The sequence below is a fragment of the Streptomyces sp. NBC_01003 genome, assembly GCF_045162695.1.
In the GTDB taxonomy this organism is placed as follows: Bacteria; Actinomycetota; Actinomycetes; order Streptomycetales; family Streptomycetaceae; genus Streptomyces.
The window spans coordinates 8,693,358-8,710,273 of sequence record NZ_CP108707.1; the positions used below are offsets into that span (position 1 = coordinate 8,693,358).

A 16,916-nucleotide genomic window follows, 5' to 3' on the forward strand; every position below is an offset into this window, starting at 1 on the left:
CCTACGCGGCGTCGAGGCGCGCGACCGCCGCACGCAGGGCCGCCGCCGACCCGCCCGTCACCGGGTCGCCGTGCCCGAAGCACGCCACGTCGGAGTCGAGCGAGGCCAGGGTGCGGAAGGACTCGACGGACCGCGCGCGGCCGAGGTTGAACACGCCCAATATGACCTGCCCGTCCAGCGGGGACGCGGCCACGGCGTCGCCGGTGAACAGCACGCCGTGGTGCGGCAGATGGAGCGCGATACTGCCGTCCGTGTGCCCGGGCACCGCGACGACGCGGGCGCCACCGCCGAAGCCGAGCACGTCACCGTCCGCCAACTCCCTTACCTCACGCGGTAGTACAGGATTCGCCGGCGGTGGCGGCAGCAGCTTCTGCGCCTGTGCGTACAGCGGGCGCTCCCAGCCCTCGAACTCCGGGTCGGGGCCGGGCCGTTCGCCGCGTACGAACGGCGCGTCGAGCGGGTGTGCCCACACGTCCGCCCCGCTGAGCGCCGCGAACTCGCCCGCGCCGCCCGCGTGATCCTCGTGGAAATGGGTCAGGACGATCCGGCGCACCTCGCGCGGATGGTGGCCGAGCGCGCGTACGGCGTCGGCGATCGCCGTTCCGGCGCCGGCGGCCCCCGCGTCCATCAGCGTCAACTCGCCCCCGTCGTCCCACAGATAGGCCTGCCCCACCGGGAAGCGCAACAGGTGCAGCCGCGGGACGACCTCGATCACATCGGTGATGCCGTAGACACTCATGCGCCGACCGTAGGGACGCGCAGCGGTCCGGGCGACATGGCTACGCCCCGGGCAGAAGAGTTCTGCCCGGGGCGAAGACGACGGCCGGCACGAGTTTCAGATCGCGGCGTACTTCTGGAGGAACAGCGCCTCGGCGACCGAGAGCCGCTCCAGCTCCTGCGGCGACACGCTCTCGTTCACCGCGTGGATCTGCGCCTCGGGCTCGCTCAGGCCGATCAGCAGGATCTCCGCCTCCGGGTACAGCGACGCGAGCGTGCTGCACAGCGGGATCGAGCCGCCCTGGCCCGCGTACTGCATCTCCTGGCCGTCGTACGCGACGCTCATCGCCTCCGTCATCGCCGCGTACGCCGGGCTGCCGGTGTTCGCGCGGAACGCCTGGCCCTGCCCGATCTGCTCGACCTGGACGCGGGCGCCCCACGGGGTGTGCGACTCGATGTGCGCGACGAGGAGCTTCGTCGCCTCCACGGCGTCCGTGCCCGGCGGCACCCGCAGGCTGATCAGGGCGCGCGCCCCGGCCTGCACGGACGGCGTCGCGCCGACGACCGGCGGGCAGTCGATACCGAGGACGGTGACGGCGGGGCGGGCCCAGATGCGGTCGGCGACCGTGCCCGAACCGATCAGCTCGACACCGTCGATGACCTTGGCGTCCTTGCGGAACTGGCCCTCGTCGTACTGGAGCCCGCCCCACGCGGCGTCGCCCGCGAGACCGTCGACCGTCGTCGAGCCGTCCTCCGCGCGCAGCGAGTCGAGGACACGCACCAGCGCCGCGAGCGCGTCCGGGGCCGCGCCGCCGAACTGGCCCGAGTGCAGGTTGCCCCCGAGGGTGTCGACCTGGACGCGGACGAGCGTCATGCCGCGCAGCGTCGACGTGGCCGTCGGCAGGCCGACCCGGAAGTTGCCGGCGTCACCGATGACGATCGTGTCCGCCTTCAGCAGCTCCGGGTGCTGCTCGGCGTACCGCTCGAGACCGCCCGTGCCCTGCTCCTCGGAACCCTCGGCGATCACCTTGACGTTCACGGGGACACCGCCGTTGGCCTTGAGCGCGCGCACCGCGAGCAGGTGCATCAGAACGCCGCCCTTGCAGTCCGCGGCGCCGCGCCCGTACCAGCGGCCGTCCTCACGCTCCGTCAGCTCGAACGGCGGCGTGACCCACGCCGACTCGTCCAGCGGAGGCTGCACGTCGTAGTGCGCGTACAGGAGAACGGTCGGCGCGCCCTCGGGGCCCGGCAGGAAGCCGTACACCGACTGCGTCCCGTCCGGGGTGTCGAGCAGCGCGACGTCCTGGAAGCCCTCGGCGCGCAGCGCGTCCGCCACCCAGTTAGCGGCGCCCTCGCTCTCGCTCTTCGGGAACTGGTCGAAGTCCGCCACCGACTTGAACGCCACCAGTTCGGCGAGCTCGGTCCGGGCCCCGGGCATGAGCGAGGCGACGGTCTCGGCGATCGGATTCGGTGACATGGGAACGCTCCTCGTAGGTGCGACGTTGCACGTGTGTGTACGTATGCGGCTTTCGCACGCGTCCGTGCGGGTCCGCCGTCGGCTGGTGTGCGTGAGCGTTTCGTGCACAGGGCATGCGGTGCCGATCCTGCCACAAGGGGTCGGCAGGACACCGCCGTAGGATGCCTGGGAAAGGTGCGGCAGGCGGCTGGATCGGGAGCAGTAGACCATCGTGAGCAGCGAGAACTCGGCGGACGGCAACGGAACGGGCGAGCACGCGGCGGACGCCGGTGACGGCGGGCAGGTGTGGGACGTAGTCGTGGTGGGCGCCGGTCCCGCCGGCGCCTCGGCCGCCTACGCGGCAGCGGTCGCCGGACGCAGCGTCCTCCTTCTGGAGAAGGCGGAACTGCCCCGGTACAAGACATGCGGCGGCGGCATCATCGGCCCCTCCAGGGACGCGCTGCCCCCGGGGTTCGAGCTGCCGTTCCGGGACCGGATCGACGCGGTGACGTTCTCCCTCGACGGGAAGTTCACCCGCACCCGGCGCTCCCGCCACATGCTCTTCGGCCTGGTGAACCGCGCCGACTTCGACCACCAGCTCGTCGAGCACGCCCGGAAGGCGGGCGCCGAGCTGCGCACGGGGGCGACGGTCTCGCGGGTCGAGCAGCACGGCTCGGCCGTGCCCGACCGGCGCACGGTCGCCGTGCTCCTCCAGGACGGCGAGACGATCCTGGCGCGCGCCGTCGTCGGGGCGGACGGCAGTGCCAGCCGCATCGGGGCTCATGTCGGGGTGAAGCTCGACCAGGTCGACCTGGGTCTGGAGGCGGAGATCCCCGTTCCCGAGACGGTCGCCGAGGACTGGAAGGGCCGCGTCCTCATCGACTGGGGCCCGATGCCCGGGAGTTACGGCTGGGTCTTCCCCAAGGGGGACACCCTGACCGTCGGCGTGATCTCGGCGCGGGGCGAGGGCGCCGCCACGAAGCGGTACTTGGAGGACTTCATCGCCCGGCTCGGCCTCGCCGGCTTCGAACCGTCGATCTCCTCCGGCCACCTGACGCGCTGCCGTGCCGACGACTCACCGCTCTCGCGCGGTCGCGTACTCGTCTGTGGTGACGCGGCGGGTCTCCTCGAACCGTGGACCCGCGAGGGCATCTCGTTCGCGCTGCGGTCGGGACGTCTCGCGGGGGAGTGGGCCGTCCGCGTCTCCGAGGCGCACGACGCGGTGGACGCGCGTCGGCAGGCTCTGAACTACGCGTTCGCGGTCAAGGCGGGGCTCGGTGTCGAGATGAGCGTCGGCAGGCGGATGCTGACCGTCTTCGAGCGCAGGCCCGGCGTGCTGCACGCGGCGATCACCGGGTTCCGGCCCGCGTGGAAGGCGTTCGCCCGCATCACCCGCGGATCGACGACGCTGGGCGAGATCGTCAGGACGTATCCGATGGCGGGTCGCGTCCTGAGCCGTCTGGACCGGCCGGCATCCGCGGCCGCGTCCTCGGCTGATCCGTCGGTCGTGCCGACGGTCGACGATCCGGAGGCTACTTCTCGATCGTGATGAGGAAGACCGGGTGGTCCGGCGCGGCCGCGGTCAGCTCCTCGTCGGTCGACTTGGCAGTGATGCCCTTGAAGTACTGGTTGACCTCCCAGCCCCACTTCTCCAGGTAGCTGCGCAGGATCGGCAGCTTCTCGCTGTCGGGCACCTCGGTCGCGGTGAACGTACGGACCTTGCGCCCGACGCGCAGCTCGCCGGCCTCGGCGACGCGCATGTTGCGCACCCACTGGGAGTGCCCGCGGGCCGAGACGATGTACTGCGCGTCCTTGTACGTGTGCGGGTTGACCGGGATGCGCTGCATCTGACCGCTCTTGCGGCCGTGTACGGAGAGCTCGGCGGACCCCATCAGGCTGACGCCGTGGCGTGCGAGCCAGCCGATCACGCCGTTCAGCCGGACGTTCAGGCGGCTGCCCTTCAGGTAGTAGGGGCTGGGGGAGGAGGACGAGCCGGACTGGGCGTTCGCGGTCATGGGGTTCTCCTGGGTGTGGGTGGCGCGACAGGGGCGCCGCTGGAGTCGGTCTCGATCTCGGTTGCGAGAGCACTGCTCTCGCTTGAGATCAGTGTGCACGAGATCGGCGATCCAAAGCAAGAGCGGTGCTCTCTTTTCTCGTCGCCACGGAAAAGTGCGCCGCTCGCCATTGAGTGCACTGCTCCCAAATGAGTGCACCGATCCATAACGCGTGCATCGATCCGGAACGTGTGCACTGCTCCGAAAGCGTGGGACACTGCCCGTATGAGCACCGCACGAGGAGCCAGGGCCAGGGCACGGGAAGAAGTCACCGCCGCCATCAAGGACGAAGCCCGCAGACAGCTCGCGGCCGAGGGCGCCGCCAAGCTGTCCCTGCGCGCCGTCGCCCGCGAACTGGGCATGGTCTCCTCGGCGCTCTACCGCTACTTCCCCAGTCGCGACGAACTCCTGACGGCGCTCATCATCGACGCGTACGACTCCATCGGCGAGGCCGCCGAGCGGGCGGACTCCGCCCTGCTCAAGAAGGCCGCGAAGAGCACCGACAAGGCGAAGACCTCCGACAGCAGGACCGAGGCGATCGCACCCGTGCGCCGCTGGGTCGCCGTCAGCGAAGCCATCCGTGCCTGGGCGCTCGCCCACCCGCACGAGTACGCGCTCATCTTCGGTTCGCCCGTGCCCGGATACACCGCGCCGCTGACGACCGTCCCGGCCGCGTCGCGCGTCGGTCTGCTGTTCTTCAGCATCGTCCGCGACGCCCACCAGGGCCGCGGGATCGCCGAGCCACCGCTCCCCGAGGAGCTGCGGCCCGAGGCCGAGCGGCTCGGCGCCGACCTGGCCCCCGACCTGCCGCCCGCGACGGTGGCCGCGCTCGTCGCCGCCTGGGCGCAACTGTTCGGCCTGATCGGCTTCGAGCTGTTCGGCCAGTTCAACCGGGTCGTGGAGGACCGCGCCGCCTTCTTCACGCACGCCGCGACACAGCTCGCCCACGGCGTGGGCCTGGTGCTGCCCCGGGCGTGACGGCGTGACGCGCGCCCCTGAAGCGCCGCCGCGTACTCCCCGGGGAGTACGCGTGATCACCACGCCCGGCTGACGCCTGCGACGGCGCCCGGCGTCTAGCGTTGCGGTCATGGATGAGCAGCACGTACGCGAGGCCGGCGGCCCGCCCCGGACCTGGGCGGGTCCGCCGCACCTCAGGCGCTACGGGCCGCCCTGGACGGCGACCGGTGCCGCCCGGCGAGGTCACTACGGGCCGCCCTGGTGGGGCGGCTCGGGCCAGGGGCCGCGCTGGCCCTGGCGGTCCACCGTCCTGATCACCGCGTTCGTCCTCGTCGGCTCGAACTTCGCGGCGCACGCCCAGACCGATCGCGCCGGCCTCGACGTGTTCGCCCGCGTGCTGCTGATCGCGGGTGGCGTTCTCCTGCTGTGGCGTCAGCGCCACCCGGTCCTCGTGGCCTTCGGTACGGCGGCGTGCGCGACGGTCTATCTCGGCGCGGGCTACGCGTACGGGCCGGTCTTCATCACCGTGGCCGTGGGCTGCTACGCGGCGATCGTCGCGGGGCACCGCAGAGCCGCGTGGGCGGCGGTCGGCATGTTCTGGGTGGGGCATGTCCTCGTGGCGCACTGGCTGTACGCGTATCTGCCGCCGTCGGGCGACGATGCCGCGTCCTGGGGGCAGGAGGGTTTCATCGCCGCGTGGGTCCTGGCGATCGTGGCCTTCTCCGAGCTGGTCAAAACGCGCCGCGAGCAGTGGGCGAAGGAGCGCGCCGAGCGCGAGAAGGCCGCGGAGCGGCGCGCCGACGAGGAGCGCCTGCGGATCGCGCGGGAGCTGCACGACGTGCTCGCACACTCCATCTCGGTCATCAACGTCCAGGCGGGCGTGGGTCTGGCGCTGCTCGACTCCGACCCCGAGCAGGCCCGTACCGCGCTCACCACCATCAAGTCCGCGAGCAAGGAGGCGCTGGGCGAGGTCCGCCAGGTCCTCGACACCCTCCGGACCCCGGGTGACGCGCCGCGCGCCCCCGCCCCAGGTCTCGACCGGCTCCCGGAACTCGTGGAGCAGGCCGCGAGCGCGGGCCTCACCGTCGACATCGCCACGGAAGGATCCCGCGCCGCGCTGCCGCCCGGCGCCGACCTCGCCGCGTTCCGCATCGTGCAGGAGGCGCTCACCAACGTCGTACGGCACTCGGAGTCGCGCAACGCTCGCGTGGAAGTGCGGTATTCGGGGACCGCGCTGTCCCTGCGCATCGACGACGACGGGCCGGCGAGCCACGAGGCGGCCGGTGGCAGCGGGAACGGGCTTGCGGGGATGCGTGAGCGGGCCGCCGCACTGGGTGGCACGATCGAGGCGGGACCGCGGCCCGACGGCGGTTTCCGGGTGCTCGCCGAACTGCCGTTCACGCCGACGGAGGAGAACCGTTGATCCGCGTACTGCTCGCCGACGACCAGTCGCTCGTCCGCGCCGGATTTCGGGCGCTGCTCGACGCGCAGAGCGACATCGAGGTCGCGGGGGAGGCCTCCGACGGCGACGAGGCGGTGCGGCTCGTACGCGAACTGAGGCCCGACGTCGTCCTGATGGACATCCGCATGCCGGTCCTCGACGGGCTCGCCGCGACCCGCCGCATCAGTGACGACGCTGCGCTGGAAAGCGTGAAGGTCGTCATGCTGACCACCTTCGAACTGGACGAGTACGTCTTCGAGGCGATCCGCGCCGGAGCGTCCGGGTTCCTCGTCAAGGACACCGAGCCCGAGGAACTGCTGCGTGCCGTAAGGGCGGTGGTGCACGGGGACGCGCTGCTCTCGCCGGGGGTGACCCGCCGTCTGATCGCCGAGTTCGCGGCACGCTCCAAGGAGCCTGCGGCCGCCCAGTCGCTCGGGCAGCTCACCGAGCGCGAGCGTGAGGTGATGGCGCTGGTCGGCATCGGCCTGTCGAACGAGGAGATCGCCCGCCGTCTCGTCGTCAGCCCGCTCACCGCGAAGACACATGTGAGCCGCACGATGGTGAAGCTCGGCGCGCGTGACCGGGCCCAACTGGTCGTGCTCGCCTACGAGTCGGGCCTCGTACGGCCCGGATGGCTCGGCTGAGCGGAAGCGCGCCGCCGACACGCGGGTGCGCCCGGCGGGCAGGGGACTGCCGGCCGGGCGCCACCCATGTGTGATGGGGTCGAGGACCTGTGGGTCAGTCGCGGACCGCGACGCGCTCCGTACGCGCGGCGGCGTCCGTCTCCTCCTTCGTCGACTCCTGCACAGCCCCCTCCTCCTGCACCGACTTCGCGATAACGATCGTGTCCTGTGGACGACGGGTCCGCAGGCCGGTGAGGGTGATCAGCAGGCCCACCAGGGCGATCGCGGTGACGACGACGAGACCGGGCCGGAAGCTGTCGAGGACGGCCTGCGGGGACGAGCCCTCGCCGGAGTTCGCGGTGACGACGGCCGTCACGACGGCGAGGAAGATGGCGCCGCCGACCTGTACCGAGGTGTTGAGCAGGCCCGAGACCATGCCCTGTTCGTCGTCGTGGACGCCGTTCGTGGCCTGGATGTTGAGCGAGGGGAACACCAGGGCGCAGGCCGCGCCGATCAGGAGCATCGTCGGCAGGATGACGGACGCGTAGACCGGGTCGAGGTTGATGCGCAGGAACAGCGCGTAGCCGATCACCATGGAGGTGAAGCCCAGCGCGATGAGGCGCGGCGTGCCGAACCGGTCGACGATGGCGCCGACCTTCGTCGAGGAGAGCGCCACGAGGGCGCCCGCCGGCAGGAACGCGAGCGCGGTGTGCAGCGCGGACCAGCCGAGCAGGGACTGCATGTACAGGGTGACGAGGAACTGGAAGCCGACGTACGAGCCGAAGAACGCCATCGCGCCCAGCTGCGCCCTGATCTGTGAGCCGGAGCGCAGCACTCCGAGACGGATCAGCGGGCCCGGGGAACGGCGCTCGATGGAGACGAAGACCGCGAGCAGGACGGCGACGGCCAGGAAGGACAGCAGGGTCCGGGCCGAGGCCCAGCCCGCCTCCGGTGCCTGGACGACGGTGAACACGAGGAGCAGCATCGACGCGGTGCCGGTGATGGCGCCGGGGATGTCGTAGCCGCGGTGGTTCTTCTCGCGTTCGCTGTGCGGGATGAGCTTGATGCCGATGAGCAGCGCGATCACGGCGATCGGCGCGGGCAGCAGCATGGTCAGGCGCCAGCTGGCCTCGGTGAGCAGGCCGGACAGGACGAGGCCCATGGAGAAGCCGGTCGCGGCGCAGGTCGTGTAGATGGAGAGCGCGCGGTTGCGCAGCGGGCCCTCGGCGAACGTCGTGGTGATGATGGACAGGCCGGCCGGCGCGGTGAACGCGGCGCTGAGGCCCTTGATGAAGCGGCTGGCGATCAGGAGCGGCCCGGAGTCGACGAGTCCGCCGAGCAGGGACGCGAGGGCGAAGACGCCGAGGGCGATCAGGAACACCCGGCGCCGGCCGAGCAGGTCGGCCGCGCGGCCGCCGAGCAGCAGCAGGCCGCCGTAGCCGAGGATGTAGCCGCTGACGATCCATTGCAGGGTCGACGTGGACAGGTCGAGCTCCGAGCCGATGGACGGCAGGGCGACTCCGACCATCGACACATCGAGTGCGTCGAGGAACATCGCGGCGCAGAGGACGAGCAGTGTGCCCCACAGACGGGGGGACCAACGCTCCTGGGACGCAGGGGCGTTGGCGAGCGGAGAGGTCATGCGGAGCACACTACATGCATATGCATTGACTGCAAGTGCATTTAATTCCGATGCAACAATGCCTGTCTTTTCTGCTACGGTGCGGTTATGGCGGCGAAAAAGGCCGAGCCCGGCCTCGTGGATCAGTGGCGGGACATCCTTGCGGTGCATGCGCGCACCATGTGCGAGCTCGATCGCGAGCTGCATCAGCACGGCCTGGGCGCCAGCGATTTCGAGGTGCTCGACGTCCTGGCCGCCGGCACGGCGGAGGACGGCAGTTCCTCCTTCCGCGTGCAGGAGATCGCCGCGCAGGTCCATCTCAGCCAGAGCGCCCTGTCGCGCCTGATCGGCCGCCTGGAGAAGGACGGCCTCCTGACGCGCGGGATGTGCCCCGAGGACCGCCGCGGCGTACGGGTCTGCCTGACGCAGAAGGGCCGCGACCTGCACACCGAGGTGCGACCGTTGCAGCGTGCGGTGCTGGGGCGGATGCTCGCGGACGGCCCGAAGGGCTGATGTCCGCAGATGGCCCGGCGGGCCGTCAGCTCCAGGTGATCCCCGACCGCTCCCGCCACAGCGCGGCCAGTGAGGCGTCGCCGGTGAGGCTCGGGAACGGCAGCCGGTTCCACAGCGACAGATAGAGCCGCGCCGCGGGACCCGACAGCTCGCAGTCGGCCTCGCCCGACCCGTCCCGCTCGGTGACCGGCGGCTCCTGCGAGACCCGTACGGTCCATGCCCGGCCGGCGTCGGTGGCCCGTACGCGCAGCAGGCGCGGGGTGTCCGCGCGCATCTTGCTCCTGCCGCGCGCGTGGAAGCCGAGCAGCAGCTCCTCGATGCCGTCGACGGCGAACTCCGCGGGGATCACGCCGGGCGTCCCGGCCAGCGCGGACTCCGCGTCCACCCGGTGGACGGTCGTCTCGTGCGCCTGCCGCCGCGCCCAGAACGCGAGCGGCGACGGCGCGGGCAGGAACGTCCAGCACTCCACGTCGGGCCGGGCGCCGGCCAGCGTCCCGACGAGCCGGCCGTGGCCCTCGCGGAACCAGGCGATGAGCTCCGCGCCGTCCAGTTCCGGCAGGCCGTCACCGGGGTGGTACGACGTGCGCCCCTCGGCGACGAACGCCGTGGCCCAGCGATGCACCATGCCCACGTGCCGCAGCAGGTCCCGTACGTCCCACCCCGGGCAGGTCGGCACCTTGGCGTCGGTGCCTGCCGTCTCGGCGGCGCGGGCGAGGAGGCGGCCCTCCTCGTCGAGCGTCTCGATGTGCTCCGCAGTCTCCATGGCGGGAGTCTGCCCGATGGGACCTGGCTTGAATGCGTCCTTGCGGGATGCTCGTGGCGTGCGGGTCAGGTGACGGCTGCGCGCCGGGTCGCGAAGCCGATCAGGGCGGCGACGCCCGCCAGTACGGCCACGCTGGTCAGCGCGGTGGGGAGCGAGAACCAGTCCGCCATGAAGCCGATCATCGGCGGTCCGAGGAGCATGCCGCCGTAGCCGAGCGTGGACGCGGCGGCCACGCCTGTGGGTCCGGCCAGGGCGCCGGCGCGTTCGACCGCCACGGGGAAGATGTTGGCGAGACCCAGGCCTGTGACGGCGAAGCCGAGGAGCGCCAGCCACACGGTGGGGGCGAGCGAGCCGAGCAGCATGCCGGCCGCACCGGTGGCGCCGCCGAACACCAGCGTGCGGGTCCTGCCCAGGCGTTCGAGCAGCGTCGTCCCGCTGATCCGGCCGATGGTCATGGCCAGGGCGAAGCAGGAGTACCCCGCCGCGGCCACGCCGGGATGGGCGTGCAAGTCCTCCTCCAGGTGCAGCGCGCCCCAGTCCGCGAGCGCGCCCTCGCCGTACGCGGTGCACAGGGCGATGAGGCCGAAGACGAGGACGAGCCCGCGCACGCGTCCGGCGGGCCGTTCGGACGCCGACGCGGGCTCGCTTCGTATACGACTGCTGTCGTCCTGGGCCGTCGGGGCGTCGTGGCGCAGGAGCGTGGGGCCGACGGCGGCCGTGACGAGCAGGCCGATGACGGTGAGGGCGAGGAGGTGCCGGGTGGGGGAGACGTGGCCCGCGACCAGGCCGCCGAGGCCCGCGCCGAGCATGCCGCCGAGGCTGAACGCCGCGTGGAAGCTCGGCATGACGGGGCGGTGCAGCGCGGCGACCAGGTCGACTGCCGCGCTGTTCATCGCCACGTTGATCCCGCCGTAGGCGGCTCCGAACGCGAGCAGCACCAGGCCGAGGGCGAGCGCCGAGTGGGTGAGTGGCGGCAGTGCGACGCTCAGCGCCAGGAGTACGGCGCTCACCACCGTGACCGGATGGCTGCCGAAGCGCCTGCACAGGCGCCCTGTGAGCATCATCGTGATCACGGCCCCCGCGGAGACGCCGAGGAGCGCGAGTCCGAGCGTGCTCGCCGAAGCGCCGGTCTGCTCCTTCACGGCGGGGATGCGCACGACCCATCCCGCGAAGATGAAGCCGTCGAGCGCGAAGAAGATCGTGAGTGCGATACGGAGGCGGGTGAGGGACGCGGTTCGCGGGCTGTCGTCCTTGACGCCCCCGAGTTTGTTCAATGTCGGCACAAAGTCAGGGTAGGGCGCCGCCCCGGCCGGGGACAAGACGGTCCGAGGCGTGACGGCCACGACATCCGCCGGACGGGACGCAGGGAAATGGCTGCGGCCCCACCCGTCCGGGCGGGGCCGCAGCCATGAATACCGTAGGTGTGGTCTTGGGGCGTCACACCGCGAGGACCTTGACCCCCGCCTCCTCGAAGCGCTCCACCGTCGCCGCGTCCACGGCGCTGTCCGTGACCAGGGTGCCGATCCGCTCCGTCGAGCAGATCCGGGCGAACGCGCGCTGGCCCAGCTTGCTGGAGTCCGCCGCGACGATCACGCGCTCCGCCCGCTCGCACAGCAGCCGGTTGATGGCCGCTTCCGCCTCGTCGTGCGCCGCGGCGCCGTGCGCGACGTCGAAACCGACGACACCGAGCACGGCCGTGTCGATGGTGATCTGGCTCAGCACGCCGTCCGCGAGCGGGCCGATGAGTTCGTACGACTGCGGCCGGGCGACTCCGCCCGTGACCACGATCTTGAACTGGGGCCGCACCGCGAGCTCGTTGGCGATGTTCAGCGCGTTCGTGACGATCGTGAGGGCCGGGGAGCCGGAGGCGAGGTCGGGGCGGATCGCGAGTGCGCGCGCCACCTCGGTCGTCGTCGTGCCGCCGGTCAGGCCGACCGCCTCGCCCGGCGTGATCAGCTCGGCGACCGCCTTGGCGATCCGTTCCTTCTCGGAGGCGTTGCGCGCGGTCTTGTAGCGCAGCGGCAGCTCGTAGGAGACGCCGTGGACGACGGCGCCGCCCCGCGTGCGTACGAGCATCTGCTGCTCGGCGAGCTGGTCGAAGTCGCGCCGGATCGTGGCCGCGGACACCCCCAGATCGGCCGCCGCCTCCTCGACATCCAGGCGCCCCCGCTCCACGAGCAGTTCCAGCAGGGACTTCCAGCGGGCGTCGCGGGACATCCGCGGCCTCCAATCGTCGTTCTCCGGTGACCCTAGCGCACTACCTGATGCTTGGTTATGCTCGAAACGTATCGAATTCTTGCAGGAACGAGCATACGCTCGACGGGGCCGATCGAGCGCGGCGCATGCGGCGTACTCGACCGGTCCACGGACACGACACATCAGGGAGTGGGCACGGCATGAGCCATGTCGAGAACGAGCTGAACAGCCAGCCGGAGTGCTGGACGCGCGCGGCGGGCCTGGCCGCGGGCGAGGCAGCCAAGCTGCCCGCGCCGGGGGAGCGCGTCGCGATCGTGGGCTGCGGCACCTCGTGGTTCATGGCGCAGGCCTTCGCCGCGCTGCGCGAGGAGTCCGGGCAGGGCGAGACCGACGCGTTCGCGGCCTCGGAGTTCCCGGCCGGGCGCCCCTACGACCGCCTCATCGCGCTGTCCCGGTCCGGCACCACGACCGAGGTCGTCGAGCTGCTCGCCGCGGTCAAGGGCCGCATCCGGACGACCGCCGTCATCGGCGACCCGAACACACCGATCGTCTCCGCCGCCGACGACGTGATCGTCCTGGACTTCGCCGACGAGCAGTCCGTCGTCCAGACCCGCTTCGCGACGACGGCGCTCACGCTCCTGCGCGCCCACCTCGGCCTGCACACCGAGCAGGCCGTCGCCGACGCGCGCACCGCGCTCGAGACGCCGCTGCCCGAAGGCCTCGTGGAGTGCGGCCAGTTCACCTTCCTGGGACGCGGCTGGACCGTCGGCCTCGCGAACGAGGCCGCCCTGAAGATGCGCGAGGCGTCCCTGTCGTGGACCGAGGCGTACCCCGCGATGGAGTACCGCCACGGCCCCATCAGCGTCACCACCGCGGGCACCGCCACCTGGATGATCGGCACGGCGCCCGAGGGGCTCGCCGAGCAGGTCGCCGGCACCGGCGCGCTCTGGGTCGAGGGGAGCCTCGACCCGCTCGCCGAACTCGTGCGCGCGCAGCGTCTCGCCGTCGCCGTCGCGGCCGCCCGCGGCCTCGACCCCGACCAGCCGCGCCACCTCACCCGCTCGGTGATCCTCACCGCCGGCTGACCGTCGACCGAGCTTCCGAGCCTTCCGAAAGGAGGGGCCGTGCCCCTCGCAGCAACCGGCGCGCTCGTCGCCGAGGCCACCGCGGCGCGAACCGCGGTGGCCGCGTTCAACGTCATCACCCTGGAGCACATCGAGGCCGTCGTGGCGGGCGCCGAGGCGGCGAACGCGCCGGTGATCCTCCAGGTCAGCGAGAACGCCGTGCGTTACCGCTACGGGCGCCTGCTGCCCCTCGCGAGGGCCGCGGCCGCCACCGCCGAGGCGTCCTCGGTGCCCGTGGCGCTCCACCTCGACCACGTCCAGAGCGACGAACTGCTCCGCCAGGCCGCGGACGCCGGGTTCAGCTCGGTGATGTACGACGCTGCCCGGCTCCCCTACGACGAGAACCTCGCGGCCACCCGCGCGGCCGCCGACTGGGGCCACGCCAACGGGCTGTGGGTCGAGGCCGAACTGGGCGAGGTCGGCGGCAAGGACGGCTCCGCGCCGCTCGACGCCCACGCGCCGGGTGCCCGTACCGACCCCGGGGAGGCCCGCGCCTACGTGACGGACTCGGGCGTCGACGCCCTCGCCGTCGCGATCGGCTCCTCGCACGCCATGACCACTCGCACCGCGACGCTCGACCACGACCTCCTCAAGCAGCTCTCGGAGGGCCTCGACGTACCGCTGGTCCTGCACGGCTCCTCCGGTGTCGGTGACGACGAACTCTCGCAGGCCGTCCGGGGCGGCATCGCCAAGGTGAACGTCGGCACGGCCCTGAACATAGCGATGACAGTGGCCATCCGGGAGTTCCTTGCCGCACATCCCGACGCCGTCGACTCCCGCAAGTACCTGAGCGTGGGCCGCGAGGCGATGGCCCGCACGGTGACGGAGCTGGTCGAGGTGATGCGCCGCTGACCCGTCCACCGCTCCCGCCCCGGTACGCGGAAGGTACAGGTACCTCGTACCGGGGACAATGGGTCCATGGCCGGCCAGCACGAACCGCACGCGCCCCCGCTCTTCCCGGTGCACCGGGACCGCCGGGAGATCACCCCCGGCGCCGTGCATGTGCCCGGCTGGCTCGACGCCGAGGCCCAGCGCGCACTCGTCGACGCCTGCCGAGGCTGGGCGGCGGGTCCCGTGCCGATGCGCCACACACGACTGCCGGGCGGTGGCGTGATGTCCGTGCAGACCGTGTGCGTCGGATGGCACTGGCAGCCCTACCGCTACACGCGTACGGCGGCCGACGTGAACGGCGCGCAGGTGGCCCCCTTTCCGGACTGGCTGAGGGAGTTGGGCAGACGCGCGCTCGTCGACGCGTACGAGGACGACGCCGCCGCCGACGGGTACGACCCCGACACGGCACTGATCAACTTCTACGACGGCGCCGCCACCATGGGCATGCACCAGGACAAGGACGAGCGCGCACGGGAACCCGTCGTCTCACTCAGCATCGGTGACACCTGCGTCTTCCGGCTGGGGAACACCGAGAACCGCGGCAAACCGTACGAGGACGTGGAGCTGGTCTCCGGGGACCTGCTGGTCTTCGGAGGGCCGTCGCGGCTCGCCTTCCACGGGGTGCCGAAGGTGTACCCCGGCACCGGCGACCCGGCCACCGGGCTCTCCCGGGGCCGCCTGAATCTCACGATGCGCGTCACCGGACTCACCGGACCGCCCTCCACGCCTTCCCCACCCTCCGCACAGGGGTGAGTTCACCCGCAGGGGCTGCGGCGTTCACCGGTTACGATGCGACACGGTGATCAGGGCGAGGAGTTGCTGATGCGTGGCAAGGCGGCCTCCGGGGCCGGGGGGCAGACGGCGGGCGAGGCGGAGGGTTCCGCGCGTTCGCCACGTCTCGAGCGGGGCCGTGGTGCGCTGGGGCCCGCGCTCGAACTCGTGCACACCGGCCGCGCGCCGACCCGCGCCGTCCTCACCGCCGAACTGGGCGTGACCCGGGCCACGGCAGGCGCGGTCGCCGCCGAGCTCGAAGCGCTCGGGCTGATCAGGATCGACGCCAAGCCGAGCGCCGCCGCAGGCTCGCAGGGGCGACCCTCGCACCGGCTGTCCGTCGCGGAGGACGGACCCGTCGCACTCGCCGCGCAGGTGCACGCCGACGGCTACCGCGCCGCCCTGGTGGGCCTCGGCGGCCGGATCGTCGCGACCACGCCAGGCTGCGAGATCATCGACCCGGACCCGGCGCAGGTGCTCGGCTCGGTCGTGGAGGCCGGCGCCCAACTGCTGCGCGAGACCGGGCGCCACTGCGTCGGCGCGGGCCTCGCCGTCCCGTCCGCGGTGGCCGAGCCCGACGGCACGGCCCTCAATCCGCTGCACCTCGCCTGGCCCGCGGGTTCGCCCGTCCGCGAGATCTTCGCCGAGCGCGTACGGGAGGCGGGCATCGGGCGGCCGGCGTTCGCCGCGAACGACGTCAACCTCGCCGCCCTCGCCGAGCACCGGCACGGCGCGGGCCGTGGCGCGCGCGACCTGCTGTGCGTCGCTACCGGCCACCGCGGCGTCGGCGGCGCGCTCGTTCTCGACGGCCGTCTGCACACCGGCAGTTCGGGCCTCGCCCTGGAGGTCGGGCACCTCACCGTGAACCCCGAGGGCCGGCCCTGCTACTGCGGCAGCCGCGGCTGCCTCGACGTGGAGACCGACCCGCTGGCCCTGCTCGACGCGGCGGGCCGCGAACCGGGCCCCGACGGCTCCCTGCTCCAGCAGGCCCGCGACCTGATCGCCGGCAGCGTCGACGACCCGAAGGTGCGGATGGCCACCGAGGCCCTGATCGACCGTCTCGGACTCGGCCTCGCGGGCCTGGTGAACATCCTCAACCCCGACCGCATCATCCTGGGCGGCCTGCACCGGGCGCTCCTCGACGCGGACCCGGACCGCCTGCGGGCCGTCGTCGCGGACCGCAGCCTGTGGGGCCGAAGCGGCGGCGTGCCCATCCTGGCGTGCACGCTCGACCACAACAGCCTCGTCGGAGCTGCCGAGTTGGCGTGGCAGCCGGTCCTCGACGACCCGCTCTCGGCGCTGGGCCTGGTCTGACGCGCGGAACTCCGTCGCACCCCGACTGGTCCGGCAGGGGCTTGACCGTGCACAATCACCGCCATGACTGGTGAATCGGCCCGAAACTACCTGGCCTCGGTGGAGAGCCGCCTCCAGGCGGACGGCTGCGCGACGCGCTGGGAGGACTGGTTCGGTGTGCCCGTCCTCGTGGGGCGGCGGGCCGACTTCCGGATGCGCTGGATGGCCACCAACCTGCACCTGTTCACCGTCGCCGCCGCCGTGCCCGAGATCACCCCGCAGAGCGTCGACGCGTTCACCTCGCAGGTCCTGACGTACGCGAAGAAGAACAAGGGCGGCCTCCCGGTCGGCGTGCAGACCGGCGTCGCCGCCTTCCCCGTCCTCGTCAGCGAGCGCGTCGACCCGGCCGCCATGGCCTGGGCCTAAAAGCAGTAGCGCAACCGCTTCGCCTGCTTCGCGCGCCCCGTCGTCGTGGACAGCGCACAGCGCTACGTCG

Annotated in this window: 17 protein-coding genes; 10 read left to right on the forward strand and 7 right to left on the reverse strand. The window is 72.2% G+C overall.

Going from position 1 to position 16,916, the window contains the following annotated elements; genetic code table 11:
* Position 1: 1 nt before the first annotated feature.
* Together OG698_RS39765 and OG698_RS39770 are read right to left on the reverse strand one after the other, a co-directional pair.
* A complete protein-coding gene (locus OG698_RS39765; protein ID WP_406108928.1) occupies positions 2-739 on the reverse strand; it encodes an MBL fold metallo-hydrolase in 738 nt (245 codons plus the stop codon).
* A gap of 96 nt (positions 740-835) precedes the next feature.
* The gene (locus OG698_RS39770; RefSeq protein ID WP_406108929.1) at positions 836-2,194 is read right to left on the reverse strand and encodes a dipeptidase; all 1,359 of its coding nucleotides are present in this window, start codon (positions 2,192-2,194) and stop codon (positions 836-838) included.
* 211 nt (positions 2,195-2,405) lie between these two features.
* Here OG698_RS39770 and OG698_RS39775 point away from each other — a divergent pair, with 211 nt between their 5' ends.
* Positions 2,406-3,722, forward strand: coding sequence for a geranylgeranyl reductase family protein (locus OG698_RS39775; protein ID WP_406108931.1), 1,317 nt, complete (start codon positions 2,406-2,408; stop codon positions 3,720-3,722).
* Here the strand turns inward: OG698_RS39775 and OG698_RS39780 are convergent.
* Complete coding sequence (locus OG698_RS39780) at positions 3,706-4,188, reverse strand: nitroreductase/quinone reductase family protein (protein ID WP_406108933.1); 483 nt, start codon at positions 4,186-4,188, stop codon at positions 3,706-3,708. The genes OG698_RS39775 and OG698_RS39780 overlap by 17 nt on opposite strands.
* A 264-nt stretch (positions 4,189-4,452) precedes the next feature.
* Here OG698_RS39780 and OG698_RS39785 point away from each other — a divergent pair, with 264 nt between their 5' ends.
* The 3 genes from OG698_RS39785 (at position 4,453) to OG698_RS39795 (ending at position 7,269) form a co-directional block, all read left to right on the forward strand.
* On the forward strand, positions 4,453-5,205 hold the full coding sequence (locus OG698_RS39785; protein WP_399981836.1) for a TetR/AcrR family transcriptional regulator: 753 nt from the start codon (positions 4,453-4,455) through the stop codon (positions 5,203-5,205).
* A gap of 109 nt (positions 5,206-5,314) precedes the next feature.
* The gene (locus OG698_RS39790) at positions 5,315-6,607 is read left to right on the forward strand and encodes a sensor histidine kinase (protein WP_406108935.1); all 1,293 of its coding nucleotides are present in this window, start codon (positions 5,315-5,317) and stop codon (positions 6,605-6,607) included.
* Positions 6,604-7,269 carry a response regulator gene (locus OG698_RS39795; RefSeq protein WP_406108937.1) on the forward strand — a complete coding sequence of 222 codons (666 nt, stop codon included), beginning with the start codon at positions 6,604-6,606 and terminating at the stop codon, positions 7,267-7,269. The genes OG698_RS39790 and OG698_RS39795 overlap by 4 nt, the downstream gene beginning before the upstream one ends.
* Positions 7,270-7,363: 94 nt before the next feature.
* Here the strand turns inward: OG698_RS39795 and OG698_RS39800 are convergent, their stop codons facing one another.
* Positions 7,364-8,890: an MFS transporter gene (locus OG698_RS39800; protein WP_406108938.1), complete on the reverse strand. Its 1,527-nt coding sequence runs from the start codon at positions 8,888-8,890 to the stop codon at positions 7,364-7,366.
* A gap of 87 nt (positions 8,891-8,977) precedes the next feature.
* Between OG698_RS39800 and OG698_RS39805 the strand changes: the two genes are divergently transcribed.
* Positions 8,978-9,382, forward strand: a complete 405-nt coding sequence (locus tag OG698_RS39805; protein ID WP_326777166.1) for a MarR family transcriptional regulator — start codon at positions 8,978-8,980, stop codon at positions 9,380-9,382.
* A 25-nt stretch (positions 9,383-9,407) separates the two neighbouring features.
* On the opposite strand, the gene OG698_RS39810 is transcribed toward OG698_RS39805, so the two are convergent.
* The 3 genes from OG698_RS39810 to OG698_RS39820 form a co-directional block, all read right to left on the reverse strand.
* Positions 9,408-10,145, reverse strand: a complete 738-nt coding sequence (locus OG698_RS39810; RefSeq protein ID WP_406108940.1) for a maleylpyruvate isomerase family mycothiol-dependent enzyme — start codon at positions 10,143-10,145, stop codon at positions 9,408-9,410.
* 65 nt (positions 10,146-10,210) lie between these two features.
* Positions 10,211-11,428: an MFS transporter gene (locus tag OG698_RS39815; RefSeq protein ID WP_406108942.1), complete on the reverse strand. Its 1,218-nt coding sequence runs from the start codon at positions 11,426-11,428 to the stop codon at positions 10,211-10,213.
* A 154-nt stretch (positions 11,429-11,582) separates the two neighbouring features.
* Positions 11,583-12,362: a DeoR/GlpR family DNA-binding transcription regulator gene (locus OG698_RS39820; protein WP_399981820.1), complete on the reverse strand. Its 780-nt coding sequence runs from the start codon at positions 12,360-12,362 to the stop codon at positions 11,583-11,585.
* Positions 12,363-12,541: 179 nt separating this feature from the next.
* On the opposite strand from OG698_RS39820, the gene OG698_RS39825 reads away from it, so the two are divergent.
* From OG698_RS39825 to OG698_RS39845, 5 genes are all read left to right on the forward strand, one after another.
* Positions 12,542-13,426, forward strand: coding sequence for an SIS domain-containing protein (locus OG698_RS39825; RefSeq protein WP_399981818.1), 885 nt, complete (start codon positions 12,542-12,544; stop codon positions 13,424-13,426).
* Between the two features lie 39 nt (positions 13,427-13,465).
* Positions 13,466-14,317, forward strand: a complete 852-nt coding sequence (locus tag OG698_RS39830) for a class II fructose-bisphosphate aldolase (protein WP_329576944.1) — start codon at positions 13,466-13,468, stop codon at positions 14,315-14,317.
* 66 nt (positions 14,318-14,383) lie between these two features.
* Positions 14,384-15,109, forward strand: a complete 726-nt coding sequence (locus OG698_RS39835) for an alpha-ketoglutarate-dependent dioxygenase AlkB family protein (RefSeq protein WP_406108945.1) — start codon at positions 14,384-14,386, stop codon at positions 15,107-15,109.
* Between the two features lie 69 nt (positions 15,110-15,178).
* Positions 15,179-16,441 (forward strand): ROK family protein, encoded by a 1,263-nt coding sequence (locus OG698_RS39840; protein ID WP_406108946.1) that lies wholly within the window; start codon positions 15,179-15,181, stop codon positions 16,439-16,441.
* A gap of 63 nt (positions 16,442-16,504) precedes the next feature.
* Positions 16,505-16,846: a hypothetical protein gene (locus tag OG698_RS39845; protein WP_406108948.1), complete on the forward strand. Its 342-nt coding sequence runs from the start codon at positions 16,505-16,507 to the stop codon at positions 16,844-16,846.
* Positions 16,847-16,916: the final 70 nt, after the last annotated feature.